This window comes from Croceicoccus naphthovorans, from assembly GCF_001028705.1.
Classification (GTDB): Bacteria; Pseudomonadota; Alphaproteobacteria; order Sphingomonadales; family Sphingomonadaceae; genus Croceicoccus; species Croceicoccus naphthovorans.
In genome coordinates this window covers 2517816-2539989 of sequence record NZ_CP011770.1, presented here as the reverse complement: position 1 = coordinate 2539989, position 22174 = coordinate 2517816, and the positions used below count along the sequence as shown (strand labels likewise).

General features: G+C 64.1%; 22 protein-coding genes, 1 tRNA gene and 1 other RNA gene. 17 read left to right on the top strand and 7 right to left on the bottom strand.

The window, feature by feature from the left end:
* Window positions 1-90: 90 nt before the first annotated feature.
* Window positions 91-552 carry an Lrp/AsnC family transcriptional regulator gene (locus AB433_RS12795; RefSeq protein ID WP_047821478.1) on the top strand — a complete coding sequence of 154 codons (462 nt, stop codon included), beginning with the start codon at window positions 91-93 and terminating at the stop codon, window positions 550-552.
* Here AB433_RS12795 and AB433_RS12790 read toward each other — a convergent pair whose 3' ends face one another.
* Complete coding sequence (locus AB433_RS12790; protein ID WP_053059154.1) at window positions 553-2169, bottom strand: DUF4139 domain-containing protein; 1617 nt, start codon at window positions 2167-2169, stop codon at window positions 553-555. It lies immediately after the preceding gene.
* A gap of 12 nt (window positions 2170-2181) precedes the next feature.
* A complete protein-coding gene (locus AB433_RS12785) occupies window positions 2182-3708 on the bottom strand; it encodes a DUF4139 domain-containing protein (RefSeq protein WP_245626664.1) in 1527 nt (508 codons plus the stop codon).
* A 168-nt stretch (window positions 3709-3876) separates the two neighbouring features.
* Here AB433_RS12785 and AB433_RS12780 point away from each other — a divergent pair.
* The 5 genes from AB433_RS12780 to AB433_RS20575 all read left to right on the top strand — a co-directional run bounded on the left by AB433_RS12780 (window position 3877) and on the right by AB433_RS20575 (window position 7320).
* Window positions 3877-3953: transfer RNA gene (locus AB433_RS12780), tRNA-Pro, on the top strand.
* Window positions 3954-4164: 211 nt separating this feature from the next.
* The gene (gene yajC / locus AB433_RS12775) at window positions 4165-4497 is read left to right on the top strand and encodes a preprotein translocase subunit YajC (protein WP_179944978.1); all 333 of its coding nucleotides are present in this window, start codon (window positions 4165-4167) and stop codon (window positions 4495-4497) included.
* An 8-nt stretch (window positions 4498-4505) separates the two neighbouring features.
* Window positions 4506-6107, top strand: a complete 1602-nt coding sequence (gene secD / locus AB433_RS12770; protein ID WP_047821472.1) for a protein translocase subunit SecD — start codon at window positions 4506-4508, stop codon at window positions 6105-6107.
* A 10-nt stretch (window positions 6108-6117) separates the two neighbouring features.
* Window positions 6118-7101 (top strand): protein translocase subunit SecF, encoded by a 984-nt coding sequence (gene secF, locus AB433_RS12765; RefSeq protein ID WP_047821470.1) that lies wholly within the window; start codon window positions 6118-6120, stop codon window positions 7099-7101.
* Between the two features lie 81 nt (window positions 7102-7182).
* On the top strand, window positions 7183-7320 hold the full coding sequence (locus tag AB433_RS20575) for a hypothetical protein (protein WP_156170810.1): 138 nt from the start codon (window positions 7183-7185) through the stop codon (window positions 7318-7320).
* On the opposite strand, the gene AB433_RS12760 is transcribed toward AB433_RS20575, so the two are convergent.
* Window positions 7317-7889, bottom strand: a complete 573-nt coding sequence (locus tag AB433_RS12760) for a helix-turn-helix domain-containing protein (protein ID WP_047821468.1) — start codon at window positions 7887-7889, stop codon at window positions 7317-7319. The genes AB433_RS20575 and AB433_RS12760 overlap by 4 nt on opposite strands.
* Before the next feature lie 104 nt (window positions 7890-7993).
* On the opposite strand from AB433_RS12760, the gene AB433_RS12755 reads away from it, so the two are divergent.
* Both AB433_RS12755 and AB433_RS12750 read left to right on the top strand, forming a co-directional pair.
* A complete protein-coding gene (locus tag AB433_RS12755; protein WP_047821466.1) occupies window positions 7994-8494 on the top strand; it encodes a DUF6456 domain-containing protein in 501 nt (166 codons plus the stop codon).
* A 104-nt stretch (window positions 8495-8598) separates the two neighbouring features.
* Window positions 8599-10419 (top strand): DUF885 domain-containing protein, encoded by a 1821-nt coding sequence (locus tag AB433_RS12750; protein ID WP_047821464.1) that lies wholly within the window; start codon window positions 8599-8601, stop codon window positions 10417-10419.
* A 4-nt stretch (window positions 10420-10423) separates the two neighbouring features.
* On the opposite strand, the gene AB433_RS12745 is transcribed toward AB433_RS12750, so the two are convergent.
* Window positions 10424-12223: an ABC-F family ATP-binding cassette domain-containing protein gene (locus tag AB433_RS12745; RefSeq protein ID WP_047821462.1), complete on the bottom strand. Its 1800-nt coding sequence runs from the start codon at window positions 12221-12223 to the stop codon at window positions 10424-10426.
* A gap of 167 nt (window positions 12224-12390) precedes the next feature.
* Between AB433_RS12745 and AB433_RS12740 the strand changes: the two genes are divergently transcribed.
* From AB433_RS12740 to AB433_RS19560, 5 genes are all read left to right on the top strand, one after another.
* Complete coding sequence (locus tag AB433_RS12740; protein ID WP_047821460.1) at window positions 12391-13122, top strand: SIMPL domain-containing protein; 732 nt, start codon at window positions 12391-12393, stop codon at window positions 13120-13122.
* 94 nt (window positions 13123-13216) lie between these two features.
* Window positions 13217-13534: a PepSY domain-containing protein gene (locus tag AB433_RS12735; protein ID WP_047821458.1), complete on the top strand. Its 318-nt coding sequence runs from the start codon at window positions 13217-13219 to the stop codon at window positions 13532-13534.
* 94 nt (window positions 13535-13628) lie between these two features.
* Complete coding sequence (locus AB433_RS12730; protein ID WP_047821455.1) at window positions 13629-14306, top strand: response regulator transcription factor; 678 nt, start codon at window positions 13629-13631, stop codon at window positions 14304-14306.
* Between the two features lie 151 nt (window positions 14307-14457).
* Window positions 14458-15825, top strand: coding sequence for a sensor histidine kinase (locus AB433_RS12725; RefSeq protein WP_047821453.1), 1368 nt, complete (start codon window positions 14458-14460; stop codon window positions 15823-15825).
* A gap of 68 nt (window positions 15826-15893) precedes the next feature.
* Window positions 15894-16340 (top strand): PilZ domain-containing protein, encoded by a 447-nt coding sequence (locus AB433_RS19560; protein ID WP_053059153.1) that lies wholly within the window; start codon window positions 15894-15896, stop codon window positions 16338-16340.
* Here the strand turns inward: AB433_RS19560 and AB433_RS12715 are convergent, their stop codons facing one another.
* Complete coding sequence (locus tag AB433_RS12715) at window positions 16341-16664, bottom strand: chorismate mutase (protein WP_047821451.1); 324 nt, start codon at window positions 16662-16664, stop codon at window positions 16341-16343.
* A gap of 120 nt (window positions 16665-16784) precedes the next feature.
* On the opposite strand from AB433_RS12715, the gene AB433_RS12710 reads away from it, so the two are divergent.
* Window positions 16785-17795, top strand: coding sequence for a polyprenyl synthetase family protein (locus tag AB433_RS12710; RefSeq protein WP_047821449.1), 1011 nt, complete (start codon window positions 16785-16787; stop codon window positions 17793-17795).
* A gap of 18 nt (window positions 17796-17813) precedes the next feature.
* On the opposite strand, the gene AB433_RS12705 is transcribed toward AB433_RS12710, so the two are convergent.
* The gene (locus AB433_RS12705) at window positions 17814-18398 is read right to left on the bottom strand and encodes a hypothetical protein (protein WP_047824048.1); all 585 of its coding nucleotides are present in this window, start codon (window positions 18396-18398) and stop codon (window positions 17814-17816) included.
* 74 nt (window positions 18399-18472) lie between these two features.
* Here AB433_RS12705 and hrpB point away from each other — a divergent pair, with 74 nt between their 5' ends.
* Both hrpB and AB433_RS12695 read left to right on the top strand, forming a co-directional pair.
* Window positions 18473-20911 carry an ATP-dependent helicase HrpB gene (hrpB, locus tag AB433_RS12700; RefSeq protein ID WP_047821446.1) on the top strand — a complete coding sequence of 813 codons (2439 nt, stop codon included), beginning with the start codon at window positions 18473-18475 and terminating at the stop codon, window positions 20909-20911.
* Between the two features lie 151 nt (window positions 20912-21062).
* Window positions 21063-21341 (top strand): ETC complex I subunit, encoded by a 279-nt coding sequence (locus AB433_RS12695; RefSeq protein WP_047821444.1) that lies wholly within the window; start codon window positions 21063-21065, stop codon window positions 21339-21341.
* Between the two features lie 14 nt (window positions 21342-21355).
* Here the strand turns inward: AB433_RS12695 and AB433_RS12690 are convergent, their stop codons facing one another.
* On the bottom strand, window positions 21356-21904 hold the full coding sequence (locus AB433_RS12690; RefSeq protein WP_053059152.1) for a hypothetical protein: 549 nt from the start codon (window positions 21902-21904) through the stop codon (window positions 21356-21358).
* Between the two features lie 136 nt (window positions 21905-22040).
* On the opposite strand from AB433_RS12690, the gene ffs reads away from it, so the two are divergent.
* Window positions 22041-22135: signal recognition particle sRNA small type (gene ffs, locus AB433_RS20055), an RNA gene on the top strand.
* Window positions 22136-22174 lie beyond the last annotated feature (39 nt).

The following is a 22174-nucleotide window of genomic DNA, read 5'->3' as shown; positions in this document are numbered from 1 at the left end:
GTTTGCGCTCGATTATCGTGTTAATCCGTGCAAAGGATGAACCCTGCCGATCATATTATCACTAACATAAGACACTTGAGGAGTGATTTCGTGTCCCTCGACCCTTTCGACCGCAAGATCATTGCCGCCTTGCAGGACGATGCCCGCATGACCGTGGCCGACATTGCAGAGCGGGTTTCGCTGTCCGCCACGCCCGTCAGCCGCCGGTTGAAAAAGCTGGAGGAAGAGGGCGTGATCGCCGGCTATGCTCCGCTACTCGATGCGAAGAAGCTGGGCTTTCCGCTCGATGCTTACCTGACCATCAACCTACAGGCGCACAGCGACGACATCATCGACCGGTTCGAGAATGCAATTCAGGCCAATCCCTATGTCATCGCCTGCCATGCCGTGACGGGCGAGATGGATTATCTGCTTCACGTCACGGCGCGCGACATGGAACATCTTTCCCAGATAACGCTCAAGACGCTGGTCCGTATCCCGGGCGTGCGCGACGTAAAGTCGATCGTCGTGTTGGAATCGATCAAGAAATCGCGGGCCGTGCCGATCGAATAGCTATTCCGCCGGGGCCTTGGGGGCGTAGCGGACCTGCCAGCGCAGCGTCTTGCTGCCGCCCGCCGCGATCCGCTGGCGCAGCACTTGCGTGCCGTTCTGAAAGGCAACCTTGGTAGAGGATTTGCGCACTTGCCACCGCGCGGCGGGGCCAAGGCCGACCTCGATCTCGATGGTTTCGTCAGTGTCATTCGCGATGTCCGCTTCCAGCGTGTGCCACTTGCCGTCGCTCAGGTTCGCGTCTTCGATCTTTTCGCCTTTGAGCGAACACGCGGCACTGACGCGTGTTTGGGCAGAGAGCACGACCTCCACTTCTTGCCCCACGGCGCGGTCTTCGATGGTATCTTCGGACAGCAATAGAGGGCCAAAGGCGGTGGGTGCGAACACGGTCACGCCGCCAGCGGGCAGGGCGCGCCCAAGGCCGAGGTCTTCGGTATTGTCGGTGCGCAGGACGGCATCTGCCAGCCGCTCTCCGAACTCGCCCGGCTGGCAGGAAACGCGGTGGACGACATGCCCTTCGACGTTGCCCAGCGACAGGAAGGCCACCTGCTTTTGCGATTGTGCCGCGACGTCGACCGAAACCGGCACCCGATAGAGTTTCAGGTCGCCGAGGCCTTCTTCGCTGGCCTCCAGCATCTCGTCGGCAACCATGGAAACCGGGGCGGCAGCCATCTCCATCTTGCGCATCCCGGTCACGACAATCGCGTCCGCCATCGCCATCGGTGGGGGCGCGGGCGGCGGTGGGGGCGGTGGGATGTCGATGCCCGCCGACGTGCTGCCCAGCGGATAGCATGTGATCCGCAGCGGCTCTCCGCGCGGGGGTTGCGCCTCGCTGCGATAGTTCGTCTGCACTTCCAGCTTGCCCGCGACGGCCAGCAGTTCGGCGTTCTCAAACGTCTGTCCGTTGCTGTTCGCCACGGTCAGCCACGCCTTCAGGTCCAGCCTGCGCTTGCGGCCCTCCGGCTCGGCCAGCGTTGCAATGTAGTGCGCGCTCCAGTCGAAACCCCATGCAAGGTAGGTCAGGGTAACGGTATGCGTTCCGCCCGCATCGCTACGGGTATCGACGGTATAGACCGGGTTGGGCGACAAGCCAGTGGGCACCCGATCGAAGGTCAGCCGCTCGGGGATTCCGGCACAGCGCACCGCTTCGTATCCCTCCCGTGTTTGCAGCACGAGGCCGCCGTCGGCGCGGGTGCGGACGACGGCGCTTTCGCTCACTTCCGTTCCGGTCGCCGGGTTGGTGCGAGTGATGGTGACGCGGTTGCCCAACGTGCCGTCCACCAGCGAGGCGGGTGAGAGTATTTCGGCATTGCGGTTCTTCTCGATCGTGCCGCCGGGCAGGCCGGTGACGATGGCCGAAACCGCGACCATGCTTTCCGCCACGCCGTCGAAACGGATCGTGCTTTCGCCCGGGGGCAGCGTGACGGTGCGCGTTTCGGAAATGAGCGCAAAGCCGTTGAGCCAACGCACATTCATCGCCCCTTCGTTGCGGTTCGGATCGCGATAAACGGTGACGGACAAGTCCTGCGGGGCCGAAGCCTCGACCACCGTGCGCGCCTGCGCCGGCGTGATCGCCACCCCGGTCAACAGGATGGCGGCGATCAGGGGAAAGGGCCGCATCGACCCGCCCCCTCAGTAACGCGTCTCGTAAACGACGGTCAGGTCGTATTCGCCGTTCGCGGGGACCGAAACCGACCACTGGCGGCGGTTCAGATCAAGTTGCTCGCCCTTGATCCCCTCGCTAACCACGCGGAAATCGTGGCTCCACCAGCCGCGATCGAGCCCCGATTGCGTCAGGTCCACCGTTACCGGAACGGCGCGCGCATTGGTGAAGTGATAGCGCATCGTGGTGCGGTAGAATTCCTTGGCATCCTGCACCTCGACCGTGCGAACGCGCCCATCGGTGATCACGCGATATTTGGAGGATCGCTCGTATTCCTCCGACGCGATCTTGGTGCGCGACACGACGGTCGCTTGCACCGACACGTCGAAGGCATCGCCTGTGCGCAAAGACAAGCGGCTGCCCATCGGGGTGTGGCCGATGGCGTTCTCGCCGATGAACTGCGGTGTGCCGCGTGCGTCGCGTTGATAGAAGCGCACGGTGCCAGCGGGCAGCGCATCGCCCAACCCGCCCTGGCGCGAGGACGAGAAGGCGATCTCGCTCGACGCCTTGACCGGATCGCTATCGCTCTGCAACCAGCCGACGGTGCGGGCATAGACCTTGCTCGCCGGAACCGCCGACACATCGAGGAAGCTGACCTGCTTGGTCTGCGCGTTGGCGATCGTGGTGCGTTCGTCCAGCGGATAGAGATAGAAATCGCCCAGCCGTTCACGGTCCGCACTTTCGGTGCCCATCCGCTCCACATCTCCGCGCATCGGCGGGGGAGGGGGCGGCGCATAGCCGCGCCCGCGCCGGTTGTAGCCGGACTGCTCGCTCTGCGGATTGCCCGCGACCAGCATAGTCTTCACCGACTGAAAGGTAGTGCCGGTATTGTTGGTCAGCGTGACCCAGCCCTGCATGTCGACCGTGCCGCGCGCCTCGTCATAAAGCGCTACATAATCGGCGGCCCAGCCAAGCCCCGGCGTCAGATAGCGCAAGGAAACCGGGCGACGGCCCGAACGGTTCGAATCGACCGTTACCGACAGCGTGGGGCGCGCGCGAAGATTGTCTGGCACCTTGTCGAACACCGCGCGCACCGGCAGGCCATCGTCGCGCAAGACTTCGATCCGGTCGCCGATCTGCACCACCGTGCCGCCCGCGACCGACAGTACCTTGGCCCGCTCACGCGTTTCCGCACCGGTGGCGGGGTTGGTGCGGATCAGGGTGATCGTCTCGCCCACCGCCTTTTCCATCAACTTGCCAGGGGTCAGCAGGTCGAAGTCGAAGTTCTGTTCGATGATCGTCGTGCCGTCGGCCACGAAGCTGAGCGTTTCGGGCCGGATCTGGGCGGAAACGTCTGGAAACTCGATCCGGCTACGGCCCTGTGCGATCGAAAGCTGGCGAACGTCCTGCACAAGCGCCTGATTGTTGTTGTAGATCGTGACTGAAACGTCGCCTTGCTGGCTCTGCCCCGTCGGGTCGTTCTGCCCAAAGGCCGGAGCGGTGATGGCAAGCGCTGCGCCCGCCAATGCGAAGGTTCTCGCGTTTAGTCCTGCCACTCGTCATCTCCCAACATTCTGACGCAGCTATTGCACGGTTTGGCGGCAAATCTGTGAAATACCAGATGCATGTTCGATGAACGGCAGGGCGAAAAAACAGAAGGGACCGCGATTGCCTTTGCAGCGCTTGCATTGCCGACAGGGCGCGCATATAGGGCGCCCTCCGGTCGGGACGTAGCGCAGCCTGGTAGCGCATCACACTGGGGGTGTGGGGGTCGGAGGTTCGAATCCTCTCGTCCCGACCAGTCTTTTCAGCCATCATTTCGCGCAAAAGCGATTCAGCGGTTCGCTATCGATGCGGGGCCTAGCCACTCCGCTCTGCCTGGCGACTGCGACAGTCACCCCCGGATTGCCACCCTCCGACATTGCTGCTAGCGCGCGGGGCCTGAATTCCCGTGGCTTGATCCGTGGGTTTTCGGTCCTATTGAAGCCGTCACCACAGTTCGAAGGCCAATCATGTCCAGCAACCTGCTCGTTCTCGCCGCCGCTGCCCCCGCAGGCGGCCCTCCCGGATGGGTTCAGATCCTGCCGCTCCTCGCCATGGGCGTCATTTTCTGGTTCCTCGTGTTCCGCCCGCAGATGCGTCGGCACAAGGAGCACCAGGCCAAGATCGCGGGCCTGAAAAAGGGCGATCGCGTTGTGACCGCAGGCGGTCTTGTCGGCAAGATCGTGCGGTTGGACGATAGCTACGCGGACATCGATCTGGGTCAGGGCGTGAAGGTGAAGGCCGTGCGCTCCACCATCGGCGACATCATTCCCCCGGGCGACAGCGCGCCTGCCAACGACTGATCGCGACGATGCTCGATTTTCCGCGCTGGAAGCGCATCTGGCTTTGGGGTCTCACACTGGTCGGCGTGCTGCTTGCGGTGCCGTCGATCAACATGCTGGCCGGTGGCGGCAGTTGGCCGTCGCAGCTTCCCGACCCTGAAATCAACCTCGGCCTCGACCTTGCCGGGGGCAGTCACATCCTGCTGGAGGCCGAAACCGCGCAAGTGCGCGAGCTGCGGCTGGAGGCGATGGAAGAGGATGTGCGCCGCGCCCTGCGCGAAGCCGATCCTGCCATAGAGATCGGCGATATCTCGACCGCGAATGGCCGCCTCAGCTTCATGGTGCAGCAGGAAACGCAGGTCGACGCCGCGCGTGAAGTGCTGTTGCCGATGACCGAAGGCGTGGGCCTGACCGGCCAGCGTGACTGGACGATCCGCGTCGTCGACGGGCAGCGATTCGAAGTCTCGCCGACCGATGCCGGATTGAATCAGGCGGTCGAAAACGCGATGGACACCGCAACCGACGTCGTGCGCCGCCGTATTGACGAACTGGGTACGCGCGAACCGACGATCATCCGGTCGGGCGACGACCGCATCGTCGTGCAGGTGCCGGGCCTCGACGATCCGCAAAAGCTGAAGGCTCTGTTGGGCCAGACCGCGAAGCTGGAATTCAAGCTGGTCGACCAGACCGCGCTGCCGAGCGATATAGCACAGGGCATCGTCCCGCCGGGCAGCCAGATCCTGCCTTATGCAGAGGACGGTCGAGGGCAGGGCGCTATCGCCGTCAAGCGACTGGGCGGCATTCAGGGCGACCAGTTGACCAATGCGCAGCAGGGATACGACCAGAATGGTTCGCCCATCGTCAACATCACCTTCAACCAGGAAGGCGGTCGCAAGTTTGCGACGTTGACCACGCAGAACGTGGGCAAGCCATTTGCCATCGTCCTCGACGGCGAAGTGCTTTCCGCACCGAACATCAACGAGCCGATTCTTGGCGGTCAGGCCCAGATTTCGGGCGGGTTCACGGTCGATAGCGCCAATGCGCTGGCGATTTCGCTGCGGTCGGGCGCTCTGCCGATTGATCTGCAGGTCGTGGAAGAGCGCACCGTCGGGCCAGACCTTGGCGCGGACTCGATCCGCAAGGGCGTGCTGGCGCTTTTGATCGGCGGTGTGGCGGTGCTGACCTTCATGTTCGCCACTTATGGCCGTTTTGGCATGTACGCGAATGTCGCGATCCTGCTGAACGTCCTGATCATTCTTGGCATCATGGCTGCACTGGGCACGACGCTGACCTTGCCGGGCATCGCAGGCTTCGTGCTGACCATCGGTACGGCGGTCGACGCCAACGTGCTGATCAACGAACGCATACGCGAGGAACGACGACGCGGCAGGCGTGTGGTGCAGGCGGTAGAGGTCGGCTATCGCGAGGCACAGCGTGCGATCATCGACGCCAACGTCACCAACGTTATCGCGGGCGTACTGCTGTTCCTGTTTGGCTCCGGCCCGATCCGCGGCTTCGCCATCGTGCTTATCATCGGTATCGTAACGTCGGTCTTCACCGCCGTGACGCTGACCCGCATGTGGGTTGCAGGGTACTTGCGCAAGCACCGCCCCGCAGACCTGCACATTTGAGGAGGGACGCATGAGACTTCTGAAACTCGTCCCCGACGACACCAACATCCGCTTTCTGCGCTGGCGGCTGCCGTTCTACATCGTTTCGCTGGTCCTGATGGCGGCCAGCTGGGGTGCGGTGCTGACCAACGGGCTGAACCTCGGCGTCGACTTCGTCGGCGGGCAGATGATCCGCGCGACCTTCGTCGAAAGCACCGAGGCTCCGGTCGCGGACCTGCGCGACGATATAGCCGGGTTGGGCTATGGCGCGCCGATCATTCAGCGTTTTGGCCAACCGAACGAGGTGTCGATCCGCATGCGGCTGCCCGAAGGGCAGGATTCGGCGCAGGTCAAGGACCTTGCCGACCGCATGACCAACGCCATCGTTACCGAGATGGAAACGAACTATCCCGGCGTCCGCATCGATGGTGTCGATTCGGTATCGGGCAAGGTGTCGAGCGAACTGTTCGAAACCGGGATGCTGGCGCTGCTCGCCGCGATGGTGGCCATCGCGATCTATATCTGGGTGCGGTTCGAATGGCAGTTCGGTGTCGGCGCCCTGTTCGCGCTGATCCACGACGTGTCTTTGACGCTCGGCCTGTTCGCACTGACCCAGATGGAGTTCGACCTCAACATCGTTGCGGCCATTCTGGCGATCATCGGTTACTCTTTGAACGACACGATCGTCGTGTACGACCGCATTCGTGAGAACCTGAAAAAGTTCCGGAAGATGCCGATGGAAGAACTGCTCGACCTGTCGGTGAACGAGACGTTGCCGCGCACGATCATGACGTCGTTGACGACCCTGATGGTGCTGGTTGCGCTGATGTTCATCGGTCCGGCCACGACCTTCGGGTTCGCCGCTGCCATCGCGTTTGGTATCTTCGTCGGTACCTATTCGTCGATCTACATGGCCGCGCCGATCCTGATCTGGCTGCGTGTCAATTCGGACAGTTTCGTGCCCAGCGAGTCGGTTGCCGACAAGCAGGAAAAGGTCGCCCGCGGCGAGGTCTGAGCCGAGCCGCCCGCGCGTCGGGCGGTTTCGGAATTGCGCGCGGAATGTGCTATGCTTGGTCTCTCAAGAGAGGAGGCCGACATGGCACATGACAATCGCTACGAAGCAGAGTTGAAGAACCTGCTGGCCGAAATGCGCGACCATCCGGAGCGTAACCACGAAGACAAGCGCCAGCGCATCGCGGTGCTGCGCAAGATGGTCGAGGCTGAAAAGGTCTAGAGCATCCGCACCAGCATGACGGCCGTCGCGACCCACGCCGGGTCGCGCACGACCAGCTGACGCTGACCCGCACCGGTCGGCAGGATCGCGACGAATTCGTCGCTGCGGTCGATCAGTCGCCCGAATGCGAACCGCCCGCCCGGGCGGGGGACGAGCACGTCGCGATTGATCGCCAGCTGGGTCTGATCCGCTGCGATTTCGCGCAGCCAGATGCGGTCGCCATTGCGGTATTCGCCCTGCGCGGTTTCGATTTCCAGAACGCCCAATACCGGCTCACCCAACAAGACATCGGGCGGAACCGCCTCGCGCGGCTTGCTCAGTGCCTCTGGCCCGTCCGGTCCGAGCTTCGCCACGACCATAGGTTTTGCCTTGGCTTCGCTGGTCAGCAAATCCTCTGGTTCTACCCCAAGAGCAATCGCGATCCGGTTCAGCCAGTCTATCGACAGCGTCCGCATCCCGGTTTCCAGCCGCCCGATCGTCTGCGCGGTGGTCGGAGGGCTGCATGCAGCAGCGAGGTCGGCCAGTGTCAGGCCCTTGTCCTTGCGGATGGCGCGGATACGATTGATCAAGGGAGCGCTCCGAAAAATTCGAATAACCTATCTGGTGTTATTTTCCTACAGGATGGAACCAAGGGCAAGGTGGGCATTCATCTTATCCAGAGGGAGCACAGCCTATGTCCAACCCCGAAGGCGCGCACTATGTCACCCGCGAACTGACCAGCGAGGGTCCGCGCCGTACGTCCGACAAATACGCGGGAGGCGCGCCAAAGCGTGGGCGCAGCGTCACCGTGAACTTGCGCGAATCGCCGCTGGCCTGGCTCCATTCGCGCGGGCACCTTTCGGAACGGCAATTCGATGCGGGCGAACGGTTGCGCGCGGATTGGGAACGGGCGCAGCTTTCGCCGTCGATCACCATGCGCTGGGATGTCGTTCGTGTGAAGGGCAGCGCATCGGATCGCGACCTGACCCCGTCGGAACGGCAACTGGCGGCCAAGCGGCGTTTCCATGAAGCGGTGGACCGTGCCGGTCCTGGCCTTTCCGATGTCTTGTGGCGGGTCGCCTGCAATGGTGAGAGCTTGCCGGACGCGGAAAAGGCGCTGGCCTGGCCCGCGCGTAGCGGCAAGCTGGTGCTGGGTCTCGCGCTGGATCGCGTGGCGGATTATTACCGGATTTAATACGGTGAAGGGTGCGGGGTGAGGGGCGGATATCGGGCTTGCGCTGCACTCATCTGTCATGCAAGGCGGTTTCCAAAGAAACTAATTTGCAGCAAGGCCCCACAATGCTCGCCAGCCGTCGTCACTTCCTCGCCACCAGCGGTACTTCCGCGGTGGCCATTGCCCTCTCGCCATCGCTGGCCTTTGCGCAATCGGATGCGGACGCGGCGCTCTATCGCGTCATGGATACGATCGTGCGCGGTGATCTGATGCTTGCGCCGGAATCGATGACCGGGCTAGGCCTAGATACCGGGGCGCTGGCGGCGATGCGGATGCGGCTGGATGACTATGGCGCGGCGGGAGAGGCCGCGCATTTGGCGCACAATCGCAAGGCGCTCGCGGCGCTGCAGGCTTTCGATCCGGCGGGGCTCAGCGAATTGGCGGCGGTTCGCCTGCGCATTGCGACCGATATGGTGGCCAAGCGGCTGGTCCCCGCGCGGTTCGATATCGGCTCGGTCGGCGCACCTTATCGGATCACGCAGCGCAAGGGCGCCTATTTCTCGGTCCCCGACTTCCTCGGCGCGCAGCATCCGGTTGCCAGCGCCGATGATGCCGAGGCTTATCTTTCCCGCCTCGCCGCGTTTCCATTCGCTTTGGACGATGAAGCCGCTTTGCAGCGCGAGGAAGCTGCACGTGGCTATGCCGCACCGGACTGGTCGCTGGCCATCGTGGAGGATCAGCTTCGCACCCAGCTCGAACCCGCGCCCGCAGACAGCCCGATGGTCGCAAACCTGACCGACCGGACCGAAAAGGCCGGCATCGCGGGTGACTGGCGTACGCGGGCCGCACGGATCGTGGACGAGGATGTTTACCCCGCGCTCAGCCGCTATCTTTCCATGGTGCAAAAGGTTCGGGCCAAGACCCGCCCCGGCGACGGGTTGTGGCGGGTGCCGCGTGGTGACGAGATCTACGCCGAGGCGCTAAAGTACTACACGACCACCGACATGAGCGCGGACGAAATCCACGAGATCGGTCTGAGGCAGGTCGCCGAACTGTCGGCGCGGCTGGAGCCGATGCTTGCAGTCGAAGGGCTGACCGGGGCCACCATCGGGGCGAAGCTGGCGCAGTTGAACGCGCGCAAGGATCAGCTTTACGCCAACACCGATGAGGGACGCGCCGCGCTGATCGAATCGCTGGTTGCGGGCAATGCCGCGATGCAGGCGAAGCTGGGCGATGCCTTTGCGACCCTGCCTGCACAGCCGATGGAGGTGCGCCGCGTGCCGGTGGAGATTCAGGACGGCGCGCCCAATGGCTATTACTATCGCGCCTCGCTCGATGGGTCGCGCCCGGCGATTTACTGGATCAACCTGAAGGACACCGCCGACTGGCCGAAATACACGCTGCCTTCGCTGACCTATCACGAGGGCGTGCCGGGGCATCACCTGCATCTCAGCCTGATTCAGCAGGACGAGGGCCTGCCGCTTTTGCTCAAGCGCAACTTCATCTCGGCGCATTCGGAGGGCTGGGCGCTCTATGCCGAAATGGTGGCCGAGGAACTGAACGGTTATCAGGGGCTGGAAGAGGCAGGCGCGCTGCAAAGCTGGCTGTTCCGCGCTGCGCGGCTGGTGGTCGATACCGGCATTCACGCCAAGAGGTGGAGCCGCGAGAAGGCGACACAGTATTTCATCGACAATGTCGGTTTTACCCCGCGTCGTTCGCAGAGCGAGATCGAGCGTTACTGCGTCACGCCGGGGCAGGCGTGCAGCTACAAGATCGGGCAGAACGTCTGGGTCGACTTGCGCGCGCGGGCCGAACGGGAACTGGGCGAGGGGTTCGAACTGCGCCGTTTCCACGAGATCCTTCGCGAGGGGATCATGCCGTTGAACCTGCTCAGCGAGCGGATCGGCGACTGGATCGCGCGCGAGAAAGCGCGGCTGGGGCGCTAAGCCCTCAGCCCTCCAGCGTCTCGACTTCCTCGGCCAGCGCCAGCCAGCGTTCTTCCGCCGCGTCCTTTTCTGCGCGTTTGTCTTCCAGCGCCTTGGTCAGCTTTGCGAATTTGGCCGGGTCGCTGGCGTAGAGGTCGGGATCGGCCATCGCTTCCTCGTCAGCGAGGATAGCGGCTTCCAGTTCCTCGATCCGGCCCGGCAGCAGGTCGAAATCGCGCTGGTCCTTGTAGGACAGCTTGGTCTTTTTCTGCGGCGGAAGAGGGGGCGCCGAAGATGACCCACCCGCAGACGCCTTTTTCGCTTCTTTCGCCGGAGCAGGCTTCTTGCGCTTCGCTTCCCAATCGGCATAGCCGCCCGCGATGACATCGACCGTGCCGCTGCCGTCGAGGCCGAGCGTGATCGTCACCGTGCGGTCGAGAAAGTCGCGGTCGTGGCTGACGATCAGCACGGTGCCGTCGTAGTCGGCGATAACCTCTTGCAGCATGTCCAGCGTTTCGAGGTCGAGGTCGTTGGTCGGCTCGTCCAGTACCAGCAGGTTCGACGTCCGCGCGAATTCGCGGGCGAGCAGCAGCCGAGACCGTTCGCCGCCCGACAGCGTTCCGACCCGCGCATCGACGAGCGAAGGGTCGAAAAGGAAGTCTTTCAGGTAGGCCTGCACATGCTTGCGCTGACCCCGCACGTCGACCCAGTCGCCGCCCTCGGCCAGAATATCGCGCATCCGCTTTTCGTCGCTGAGCAGGCTGCGCTGCTGGTCGATCATCACGCCGCTCAGCGTCTTGGCCAGTTGCACGCTGCCGCTGTCTGGCTCGAGTTCGCCGGTCAGCATCTTCAAAAGCGTCGTCTTGCCCGCGCCGTTGGCGCCGACGATGCCGATCCGGTCCTGCCTTTGAATGCGCAGGTTGAAATCGCGGATGATCGCGCGATCCCCGAACGACTTCGACACATGCTCGGCGGTGATGACCGCCTTGGTTTTAGTGTCGTCGGCTACGACTTTCAGCTTTGCGGCGCCCTGCGGAGAAAGCATCGCCGCCCGCTGCGCACGCATGTCGTAGAGCTTTTCCAGCCGGCCCTGATTGCGCTTGCGCCGCGCAGTGACACCGCGTTGCAGCCAGTGCGCCTCCAGCTTCAGCTTCGCGTCCAGCTTTTCGGCGGCGCGGGCTTCCTCGGCATAGACCTGTTCTTCCCATGCCTCGTACCCGCCGAAGCCGACTTCCTTGCGGCGCAGCGATCCACGGTCCAGCCACAGCGTTGCCTTGGTCAGCCGGGTCAGGAACGTACGGTCGTGGCTGATCACGATGAACGCGCCGGTATAGCGGCCCAGCCAGTCTTCCAGCCAGTCGATCGCGGCAAGGTCGAGATGGTTGGTCGGCTCGTCCAGCAGCAACAAGTCGGGATCCATCGCCAATGCGCGGGCGATGGCCGCGCGGCGTCGTTCGCCGCCCGACGCGCTCTTCGCGTCACGTGTCATATCGATGCCGAGCTGATCGGCAATGGCCTCGACCTCGTACGGCTGCGGCGCATCGTCGCCCGACAGCGCATAGTCCATCAGCGTCGCGTGCGCGGCGACGTCGGGCTCCTGCTCCAGCACGACGACCTTGGTCCCCGGCTGGATGGACCGCTTGCCCTTGTCCGCCTCGATCTGGTCGGCGACGAGTTTCAGCAGCGTCGTCTTGCCCGCGCCATTGCGCCCGATCAGCGCCAGCCGATCGCGCGGGGCAATGTGCAGGTCGAGATCAGTGAAGAGCCAGCCGCCGCCTTGTTGCAGGCCGAGGCCTTCCCACGAAAGGATCGGAGCTTGTGCCATGCGCGCCGCCTAGAGCGATTTCGAGGCGGATGAAAGCCTTCTTCCGGCGCCTTGCGAAATCGCGGCTGGAAAATGGAACGGACGGCAACGCGCGCGCAAGCACGCGTTCAGGGAACAAGCGGCATTTCCCCTCCGTTGAGCCCAAACGGGTGTGAGGAGAAAGCATTATGCGCGAATTATTGACGATACCGGCAATTGCCGCCGCCGCCGTGACGATGGCCGCCAGCCCGGTCGCCGCCGCCGAAGTCGCGGTCCAGGCCAACGGGCCGGTGATCGAATTGCAGGTGACGCAGGAAATCCTGGGCGATCCCGACATGGCGATGGTCGGCGCGGGCGTGACCACGCGCGCGCAGACCGCCGTGGCCGCGATGGAGGCCAATGCACGGCAGATGGATGCGGTGCTAAAGCGCCTGTCCGCGCTGGGAGTGCCGGATCGGAGGGTGCAGACCAGTGGCATCACGCTGAACCCGCAATACAACTATCGCAATAACCAGACACCGCAGTTCATCGGATACGACGCGACGAACACGGTATCGGTCGAATTGCGCGATCTGGACCGGATCGGCCCGGTGCTGGATGCGCTGGTCGCGGCCGGTGCCAACAACCTGAGCGGCCCGTCATGGGGCATCGTCGATGACGAGCCGGCGAAGGCAAAGGCGCGCAAGGCTGCGTTCGACAAGGCTTTCGTGCAGGCGCGCAGCTATGCGCAAATGGCGGGATATTCGAATGTCCGGCTGCTCGCCGTCGAAGAGTCGATGGGCTATTCGCGGCCGATGATGGAAAGCGGCATCCGCGTGACCGCGCAGTCTATTACGCCGCCCGCCCCGCCGACCCCGACCCGCCCCGGTCAGGTTGCCACCTCGGTCAGCATGGTCGTGAAGTTCGAACTGGTGAAGTGATGTGGTGCCGGGGTGCAACACCCCGGCCCTTTCCCGTGCGCGAACACAACATTCACGCCTTGTTCAATGCATTCCGCATAGGCAGACTGACATCATGACCCGCAAGATCCGCCCCCTGATCGCCGCGCTGGCTGCGCTCTCCCTGCTGGGAACGGGTGCGCCCGCCATCGCCGGAAACGGCAAACGCGACGGACAGGGCGAGGCGCGGCGAGAGCTGCGGGCGGGCAATGTGCAGACCCTGCGCCAGATCGAAAACCGCGTCCTGCCCCAGATGAAGCAACGCGATTACGACTACCTTGGCCCCGATGAATTCGTGTCGAACACCTATCGCCTGAAGTTCATCAAGGATGGCCGGGTTGTGTTCGTCGATGTCGACGCGCGCACGGGCCGCATCATCAATACGATGAGATAGGATCGACCGTTCAGGTTGCGCGGACCTTTTCTTGCTCCCATCTGTTCATGTACATGAACAAGCCGGGCATTGTGCCCGTCATTCTGGAGAGCACATGCGTATCCTGATCGTCGAGGATGAGCCCACGCTGGGCAATCAGTTGAAGACCACGCTGGAGCAGAACGGCTATGCCGTGGACCTGTCCACCGATGGCGAGGACGGCCATTTCCTCGGTTCCAGCGAGGAATACGACGCGGTCGTGCTCGATCTGGGTTTGCCGGAAATCGATGGATTGACCGTCTTGGGCATGTGGCGGCGCGAGGGCCGTAATTTCCCCGTCTTGGTGCTGACCGCGCGTGATTCCTGGTCGGACAAGGTCGCAGGCCTCGATGCCGGGGCCGACGATTATCTGGCCAAGCCGTTCCAGACAGAGGAACTGATCGCCCGCCTGCGCGCGCTGATCCGTCGTTCCACCGGCAACGCCAGCAGCGAGCTAACCGCCGGCGATGTGCGGCTGGACACCCGTTCGGGCCGTGTCACGCTGAAAGGAGAGCCGGTCAAGCTGACCGCGCAGGAATACAAGCTGCTGTCGTACCTGATGCACCACAAGGGCAAGGTGGTCAGCCGCACCGAACTTATCGAACACATCTACGATCAGGATTTCGATCGCGATTCGAATACTATCGAGGTGTTCGTCACCCGCATCCGCAAAAAGCTGGGTGCAGACGTGATCACGACGATACGTGGCCTCGGATACAGCCTCGACGATCCCGCCGACCAGCCCCGCGGCTGAGCCGGACCGCACTGCGGAGGGGGCGGGCGCATTGCCCGAAACCCCGCCGCGTGCGCGCAAGCCAAGTAGGGGCAGCTTGACTCTGGCCCGCGCTCTGGCTCGGCCCGACCGCCTGTTGGGCGCAGGGCACACCGGATCGCTGTCGCGGCGCATGATGCTGATCGCGATCGGCTGGATCGTGTTCCTGCTGTTCATCGGCGGTTTGCTGCTGGATCGCACGCTGTCGGGCCTGATTACCCGCAATTTCGACGAGCAGCTGGAATATATGCTGACCGCGATGGTCGCTTCGGCAGAGATCGGCCCCGATGGCGAAGTGTTCTTCTCGCGTCCGCTGGGCGATCAGCGTTTCCTCGAGCCGAACTCCGGTCTCTATTGGCAGATTACGGGTGAAGGGCATGAGGATTTTCCGTCGCGCTCACTATGGGACCGCACGCTGGAAGTGCGTTCGACCGATCACATGGAGCCGCTGGTTTGGGACAACCGCCAGTTCGCGGGCGAGCCGCTGCGCATGATGCAGCGTCCTATCATCCTGCCGGGCAGCGAGACGATGTGGTGGTTCACTGTCGCTGCCAGCCGATCCGATCTCGATGCTCAAATCGCGCGGTTCCGATCCATTTTGGCCTACAGCTTTGCGGTGTTGGGTACCGGCTTGATCGTCATGGCGGCCTTGCAGACTTGGCTCGGCCTCTCGCCACTGCGCGGTATTCGCCGCGCTATCCAGCGGATCCGCGTGACGGGCGAGAACCGCGTGACAGAGCCTCTGCCGCTGGAAGTGCAGCCGATGGTGGAAGAACTGAACGCGCTGCTCTCGCACTCCGAGCGGCAGGCAGAGGAGGCGCGCGCGCATGCGGGCAATCTCGCTCATGCTCTCAAAACGCCGCTGACCGTGCTGACCAATGCGGCCACCGCCCATGCGCCCGATCTGGAACTGCTCGTCCAGCGAGAGGCGGCCGTCATGCGCCGTCAGGTCGATCACCACCTTGCCCGCGCCCGCGCGGTTGGCCGCCGGGCCACCGGCCTTGCCCGGTCCGACGTGCGCGAAGCCGCAGAGGCGGTTGAGCGTGCGGTCGGCCAGCTGCATCCCGACGTGCGCTTTGATATCGACACGGCGCGCGAATCGACGCGTGACCCCATCGTTGCGCTGGAACGGCAGGATCTCGACGAAATTCTCGGCAACTGCATCGAAAACGCCGCCAAGTACGGTGGCGGCAGCGTCTTCGTGACCGTCGATGCGGAACCCGCCGATACCGCAAGCTGCGTCGTCTGGGTTGAGGACGACGGGATGGGCATCCCTCCCGAAGATCGCAGCCGCATTTTCGACCGGGGTGCGCGGCTCGATACCGGCAAACCGGGCACCGGTCTCGGCCTCGCCATCGTGCGCGACGTCGTCGAAATCTACGGCGGCAGCGTCGCCTTGGGCGAGAGTGAGGACCTTGGCGGCCTTCTGGTAGAACTGCGCCTGCCGCGCGCGGCGACGGAAAATGGCGGGACGATTGCCGGAACCGCTACAACTCGTTAATCTTGTCGCGATAAAAATGCCCCTTGGACATCGCGGGTCGCGCATGGACAGCACGAGGGACGGACATCGTGGGATTGCCGAAGCAAAAGGTGAACGACCAGCGCCGGTCTGACCGCGTGCCCGTTCGGCTGGTAACATCGCACGATCGCGGGGACTATCCGCTGACCTTGCTGAACCTTTCGACCACCGGTCTATTGCTCAACAGTCCGCGCCCATTGCGGGTTGGCGACCGGGTTCAGATCGACCTGCCGCGCTGCGGCCAGACCGTTGCCGAAGTTCTATGGAGCGATGCCGACGAATATGGCTGTCGTTTCCTGCAGCCTATCCCGCCGTCGGTCGTGCTGGCCGCATCGGAAATGTCGCGCAATCGCCGCCCGCAAGCGGTGGAGCGGCGGCGACCGGTGCAGGAACCGCGCGGCGAAAACGACGATACCCGCGCGTTGATGTTGTTTCTCGTGTTCCTTGGACTGGTCGTCGCAATGTTCACGCTGGGCCGGACGTTTATCTTCGACTGATCAGCCTTCGCGTGCCTGCCGGTGGTGGCGGATCACTTCATCGATGATGAAGCGCAGGAATTTTTCCGAGAACTCGGGATCGAGATCGGCTTCTTCGGCCAGCTTGCGCAGCCGCGCGATCTGATTTGCCTCGCGGTCGGGATCGGCGGGGGGCAGCGCGGTCGATGCCTTGTACTCGCCCACCGCCTTTGTAATGCGGAACCGTTCGGCCAGGATATGCACCAGCGCGGCATCGATGTTGTCGATGCTCTTGCGATAGCCGGCAAGGACGGGGTCCGGGCCCGAGGCCGGGACGGGGGCGATATGGTCTTGCGCGTCGCTCATGGGCGCAGCCCCTAGCAAAGGGCCAGCGCCCTAGCAAAGGGGAACTCGCCCGCGCAATCCGCAACCGATGCCGATGCGAAACGTCTTGCGTTCAAGGGCCGTAACGCCCAAGGAGCGCGCGTGACCGCGACAGTGCACAACCTGCCCCGCAGCCAGCCCTCGCTCTCGCCCGTATTGGCGTTGACGGCCGATGGCATGAACTGCGTGAACCAGATCATCCTTGATCGGATGCAGTCCAAGATTCCGCTGATTCCGGCGCTGGCCGGGCACCTGATTGCCGGTGGCGGCAAGCGGATGCGCCCGATGCTCACGCTGGCCAGCGCGGCACTGCTGGAATACGAAGGCGCGCGCCATCACAAGCTGGCCGCCGCTGTCGAATTCATTCACACCGCGACCCTGCTGCACGATGATGTCGTCGATGGCTCGGACATGCGCCGCGGCAAGCAGGCCGCGAATATCGTGTTCGGCAATCCGGCCACCGTGCTGGTCGGCGACTTCCTGTTCAGCCGTTCGTTCGAGCTGATGGTTGAGGATGGCAGCCTTAAGGTGCTGAAAATCCTCTCGGGCGCGAGCGCGATTATCGCCGAGGGTGAGGTCGACCAATTGACCGCGCAGCGACGCGTCGAGACGAGCGAGGAAAAGTACCTTCAGATCGTCGGCGCGAAAACCGCCGCCCTGTTCGCCGCCGCCTGCCGCATCGCCGCCGTGGTGGCAGAGCGTGACCCGGAGGTGGAGCAGAAGCTCGACGATTATGGCCGCAACCTCGGCATCGCGTTCCAGCTTGTCGACGATGCCATCGACTACGATTCGGAAGTCGACGAAAGCGGCAAGGACAAGGGCGACGATTTCCGCGACGGCAAGATGACGCTTCCGGTGATCCTTGCCTATGCGCGCGGGGATGAGGAAGAGCGTACGTTCTGGAAAGACGCGATGCTGGGACGCCGCAGTTCGAACGAAGACCTTGCCCATGCGACCTCGCTGATAGAAAAGCACGGCACGGTTGCCGACACGCGCGAGCGGGCGAAACACTTCGCCAATCGCGCGATCGACGCGATCTCCGGCTTTCCCGCGAACGAGGCACGCGCCGCGATGATCGAAGCCGCTCAGTTCGCGGTGTCGCGCCGGTTTTAAAACCCGGCGCGAAAGCGCTTATTCCACCGGAATCATCAGGTGCGCATAGGGCGTACCCGCCCACATCACGTAGGGCAGGCTGGTGTCCGGCTTGGCATCGGAAGGATATCCTTCCAGCGCCTTCATCGACCCCACGATCATCACGTGCGGACCGGTTTCGATCCAGCTGCCATCGGGCTCCGTCGCATAGGGATCGGTGTTGCTGGCATCGAAACCGCCTTGGAGCATGTACATGAAGCCCGGCGTTTCGGCGGGCGGCTCTTCCTTGCCCATCCACGCGGCGGCCCATTTCAGCGCATTGGCATCCATGCACATCGGGTCGGGGCCGGGCGTTGCGGGATTGTCGGGAATGCATGTCCAGCCGTTCGTCCCTTCGCGCAGCGTTTCCATGGTGCCATCAGCACCGGGCGCAAGGATGGTGGCGCCTTCGCCCACGGCGCGGGGCCCGGCGGACATGGCGCTGGCGATGGGATCGCTGTGGTCGACGGTCGTCTCGGTCGCGGTTTCGGGTGTGGGCGCTGCGGCCTCTTCGTTCTGAGAGCAAGCGCCAAGCGCGAGACCGGACGCGGCGGCAAGGTACAGGCCGATGCGGAAAGATTGCATGGCATCCTCCATTATCGCGGGCGACCCGGATGCGGACCCTAGCACTTCGCGGCCGGAATGCATAACGCCTGCACATGACCGACGCGTTCGACACATTGCCGATCCACGCCGTGTTGCCCGACCTGTTGGCGGCGTTGCGCACTGGCACGGGCGCGGTGCTGATCGCGCCGCCGGGTGCGGGTAAGACGACGGCGGTTGCGCCCGCGCTGATCGCGGAGGACTGGTGTACGGGTCAGGTCCTGTTGCTTAGCCCGCGCCGTGTTGCCGCGCGGGCCGCTGCCGAACGGATGGCGCAGATGCTGGGCGAGAGAGCGGGCGAGACCATCGGCTATGCCACCCGCATGGACACGCGCGTCGGCGCAAGAACGCGGGTCGTGGTGATGACCGAGGCGATTTTCGTGAACCGCATCGTCGCCGAACCGGATCTGCCGGGCGTGTCCGCCGTGCTGTTTGACGAGGCGCATGAGAGGCACCTCGATTCGGACCTCGGGCTGGCGCTGGCCATAGAAAGCGCAGGGGCCTTGCGCGAAGACCTGCGCCTGCTGGTGATGAGCGCCACCATCGACGGATCGCGCTTTGCCAAACTGCTCGGCCCCGAAACGCCGGTGATCGAAAGCGAGGGCAAGGCGCACCCCCTGCGCATCGAATGGCTGGGCGCGCGAGCGGAACAGCGCATCGACGAGCAGGTGGCGAGCGCGGTGCTGACAGCGTGGCGGGAGGAGGGGGGCGATATCCTCGCCTTCCTGCCCGGCGTGGGCGAGATCGAGCGGGTGCGCGAACGGCTGGTTCAGCGATTGCCGAATACGCCGGTCCTGCCCCTGCACGGACAGGTCGATCCGGCTGCCCAACGTCTGGCGATCCGCCGTGATGCGGAGGGGCGGCGCAGGATCGTGCTGGCGACCAGCATTGCGGAAACCTCGCTTACTTTGGACGGCGTTTCGGTTGTGGTCGATGCGGGCCTTTCGCGCCGGGCGGAGTTCGATATTGCGGCAGGCACCAGCCACCTCGTCACCCACCGCGCCAGTCGCGCCGCCGCCGATCAGCGTGCGGGTCGTGCCGCGCGGCAAGGGCCGGGCGCGGCCTATCGCTTGTGGGAAGAGGGCGGCCACGCCGGACGGCGCGCCTATGATCCGCCGGAAATCACCACTGCCGACCTTGCGCCGATGGTGCTGTCGCTGACCCGCTGGGGCGAGAGTGATCCGACGCGGCTGCCGTGGCTCGACCCGCCGCCAGCCCCAGCGCTTTCCGGCGCGAAGGACCGGCTGGAGGCATTGGGCGCGCTCGATGCCGATGGGCGAATTACGGCCTTGGGCGAAAAGTTGGCTGATCTGCCGATGGACCCGGTGCACGCCGCGCTGGTGCTCTTCGGGGCCGAGGCAGGGCAGGCCAATGCCGCCGCACGGATTGCGTTGTTGTTGCAGGAACGTGGGCTGGGCGGACGCAGCGAAGACTTGCTCCATCGCCTGTTGCGGCTGGATGGCGAACGAGGTGGCAGGGCGGATTCGGCACGGCGGCTGGCCAAGGGCTGGGCCGATCGCGCTTGCAGGCTGGTCGGCAAGGTTGCGGTCTCTGACGACAGCCCTGCGCTGTTTCTGGCCCGCGCGATGCCCGGCAACGTCGCACGGCGGCGCGATGCGAGCGAGGAGAACTGGGTCTCGGCATCGGGTCGGGGCCTTATTCTCGACCCGGCATCGCCACTGGCGCGAGAGGAATGGCTGGCCATCGGCGATGCGCAGGGGCAGGCCAAGGGCGCGCGGATCACGGCGGCGGCCCCGCTGACACAGGCCGAGGTCGAGCGCGCCTTTGCCGACCGGATCGAACGGCGGCAAGTCTTGCGCTGGAACACGGTCGAGAAGCGGGTGGAGGCGCGGTTGGAGCGGCGGCTGGGTGCGATTGCCATGGCCAGCGGACCGGACCCGCAGCCCGATCCGGACGCGATGGCGGAGTTGTTGCTGGCAAAGGCGTTGGAGGACCTGCCCGCGATTCTGCCCCATGTGCTGATGGCCCGCGCGCATCATGCCGGAATCGCTGCGCTCGATCTTGCGAACTTGCAGGAAAGCGCGCGCGATTGGCTTTTACCGCTGCTGCATGGGCGGCGTGATCTGGCGGTTCCGAAAGGCGCGCTGACCGATGCGCTGCTTGTGATGGTTGACTGGGATGCGCGACAGAGGCTGGACCGGGTCGCGCCCAAGGAGTTCACCAGCCCCGCAGGCACCCAACACGCCATCGATTACGCGGGTGAGGGCGCCCCGGCGGTGGAATTGCGGGTGCAGGCGCTGTTTGGCCTGGATAGCCACCCGATGATCGGCACCGAACCGCTCCTGCTGCGCCTGACCAGCCCGGCGGGCCGCCCGATCCAGTCGACCCGCGATCTGCCCGGTTTCTGGCGCGGCAGTTGGCAGGATGTCGCAAAGGACATGAAAGGCCGTTACCCCAAACACCGCTGGCCCGACCGCCCGTGGGAAGAGGCCCCCAGCCTGAAGACCAAGAACGCCTTTGTGAAAGGGCGTTGATCCGTACTCAGAACCCTTGAGATGGGATTGCGAATCGCCTAACGGTTCGGCGTAAGTCGAACCGTTAGGCCGAATGGCCGCCGCGCTTTATTGGCGCGAAGCCAAGCGGGCCGCATGGCCCGCGCCCGGCGTCTGAGGGACAAGAACAAACGTGCCAGCTCGCATCTATCAGCGCCCGAAGAACGCCATGCAGTCCGGGCGTGCCCGCACCGATGACTGGGTGCTCGATTTCGCACCCGCAGAGGCGAAGAAGCCCGATCCATTGATGGGCTGGGCCGGGTCCGGCGATACTCAGCAGCAGGTGCAGCTGAACTTTCCCGATTGCGACGCGGCCAAGGCCTATGCCGACAAGTACGGGATTGAGGCGAGCATTATCGCCACGCCGCCCCGCCGCCTGAAAATTCAGGCTTACGCCGACAATTTCCGCTGACTATCTTGGTTTGATCAGGCGAAGCTCGCGGGCTGGTCGATCCGGCCCAGCGGACCTGAACGCCACAAAATTTCGCCTGCCTGATACTGCATGCGGCAATCGGTCGCGTCGTGGCCGATGTCTTCCACAAGTAGCGGCGTGAACGTCAGACCGGGGCCTTCAAAACGAAGGTCGTCACATTCGCCATCGTTGGCGAATTCGCTGGCGTCGTCGCCCCACAGGATCTCACCCATGCCCGTCAGCCGCACGAACAGAGGGTCCAGCGCGATCTTGTTGGCGCGGAACGCCGCGCGGCAATCGGTCGCGTCTTTATAAAGATCGTCGGCCAGCATCGGGGTCTGGCTCATGCCTTCGCCGTCGAAACGCAGGTCGTCGCATTCGCCGTCGAGCGCGTAAGAGCCGCTGTCGTCGCCAAAATCTAGGCCGGTTGCGGTGATTGTGGAGGCCGCCACCGCGGCAAAGTCGGTCTTTTCGGCCTGTGCGGCCAATGCGGGATTCGGTGCGATCAACGCGGCCATCGCCGCGGCGGCACCGAGAACGGCAGGAATAGAGCGCTTCGTCATCGTTCTGTTCACCTTTCTTCCCTTATAAAAAGCTTTACCAGAGCGATGTTTCCCGGGCGAACGCGGTAACCATAGTCGGAAACCACTGTCCCAGCACGGGACTTGCCAGAGCGCGCGCCACGCGCCATATGCGCCACCGGGAGTCGGGTGGACGTTCGCGTCCGCCAACCTGGTCAGGTCCGGAAGGAAGCAGCCACAACGGATGGCAGCGGGTCGCCCGGCTCCTTAATTCTCTGAAATCGTTTGGTAAGTTGCGGTTTGTCGCGGCGT

What these genes read in the sequence shown, in the direction of transcription:
- AB433_RS12755 (WP_047821466.1), top strand. Translation starts at nt 7,994, where the DNA reads ATGTCCAACCCCGAAGGCGCGCACTATGTCACCCGCGAACTGACCAGC.
- AB433_RS12740 (WP_047821460.1), top strand. Translation starts at nt 12,391, where the DNA reads ATGCGCGAATTATTGACGATACCGGCAATTGCCGCCGCCGCCGTGACG.
- AB433_RS12690 (WP_053059152.1), bottom strand. Translation starts at nt 21,904, where the DNA reads ATGACGAAGCGCTCTATTCCTGCCGTTCTCGGTGCCGCCGCGGCGATG.
- AB433_RS12715 (WP_047821451.1), bottom strand. Translation starts at nt 16,664, where the DNA reads ATGAGCGACGCGCAAGACCATATCGCCCCCGTCCCGGCCTCGGGCCCG.
- hrpB (WP_047821446.1), top strand. Translation starts at nt 18,473, where the DNA reads ATGACCGACGCGTTCGACACATTGCCGATCCACGCCGTGTTGCCCGAC.
- AB433_RS12730 (WP_047821455.1), top strand. Translation starts at nt 13,629, where the DNA reads ATGCGTATCCTGATCGTCGAGGATGAGCCCACGCTGGGCAATCAGTTG.
- AB433_RS20575 (WP_156170810.1), top strand. Translation starts at nt 7,183, where the DNA reads ATGGCACATGACAATCGCTACGAAGCAGAGTTGAAGAACCTGCTGGCC.
- AB433_RS12725 (WP_047821453.1), top strand. Translation starts at nt 14,458, where the DNA reads ATGATGCTGATCGCGATCGGCTGGATCGTGTTCCTGCTGTTCATCGGC.
- AB433_RS12735 (WP_047821458.1), top strand. Translation starts at nt 13,217, where the DNA reads ATGACCCGCAAGATCCGCCCCCTGATCGCCGCGCTGGCTGCGCTCTCC.
- AB433_RS12790 (WP_053059154.1), bottom strand. Translation starts at nt 2,169, where the DNA reads ATGCGGCCCTTTCCCCTGATCGCCGCCATCCTGTTGACCGGGGTGGCG.
- AB433_RS12745 (WP_047821462.1), bottom strand. Translation starts at nt 12,223, where the DNA reads ATGGCACAAGCTCCGATCCTTTCGTGGGAAGGCCTCGGCCTGCAACAA.
- AB433_RS12705 (WP_047824048.1), bottom strand. Translation starts at nt 18,398, where the DNA reads ATGCAATCTTTCCGCATCGGCCTGTACCTTGCCGCCGCGTCCGGTCTC.
- yajC (WP_179944978.1), top strand. Translation starts at nt 4,165, where the DNA reads ATGTCCAGCAACCTGCTCGTTCTCGCCGCCGCTGCCCCCGCAGGCGGC.
- secD (WP_047821472.1), top strand. Translation starts at nt 4,506, where the DNA reads ATGCTCGATTTTCCGCGCTGGAAGCGCATCTGGCTTTGGGGTCTCACA.
- secF (WP_047821470.1), top strand. Translation starts at nt 6,118, where the DNA reads ATGAGACTTCTGAAACTCGTCCCCGACGACACCAACATCCGCTTTCTG.
- AB433_RS12750 (WP_047821464.1), top strand. Translation starts at nt 8,599, where the DNA reads ATGCTCGCCAGCCGTCGTCACTTCCTCGCCACCAGCGGTACTTCCGCG.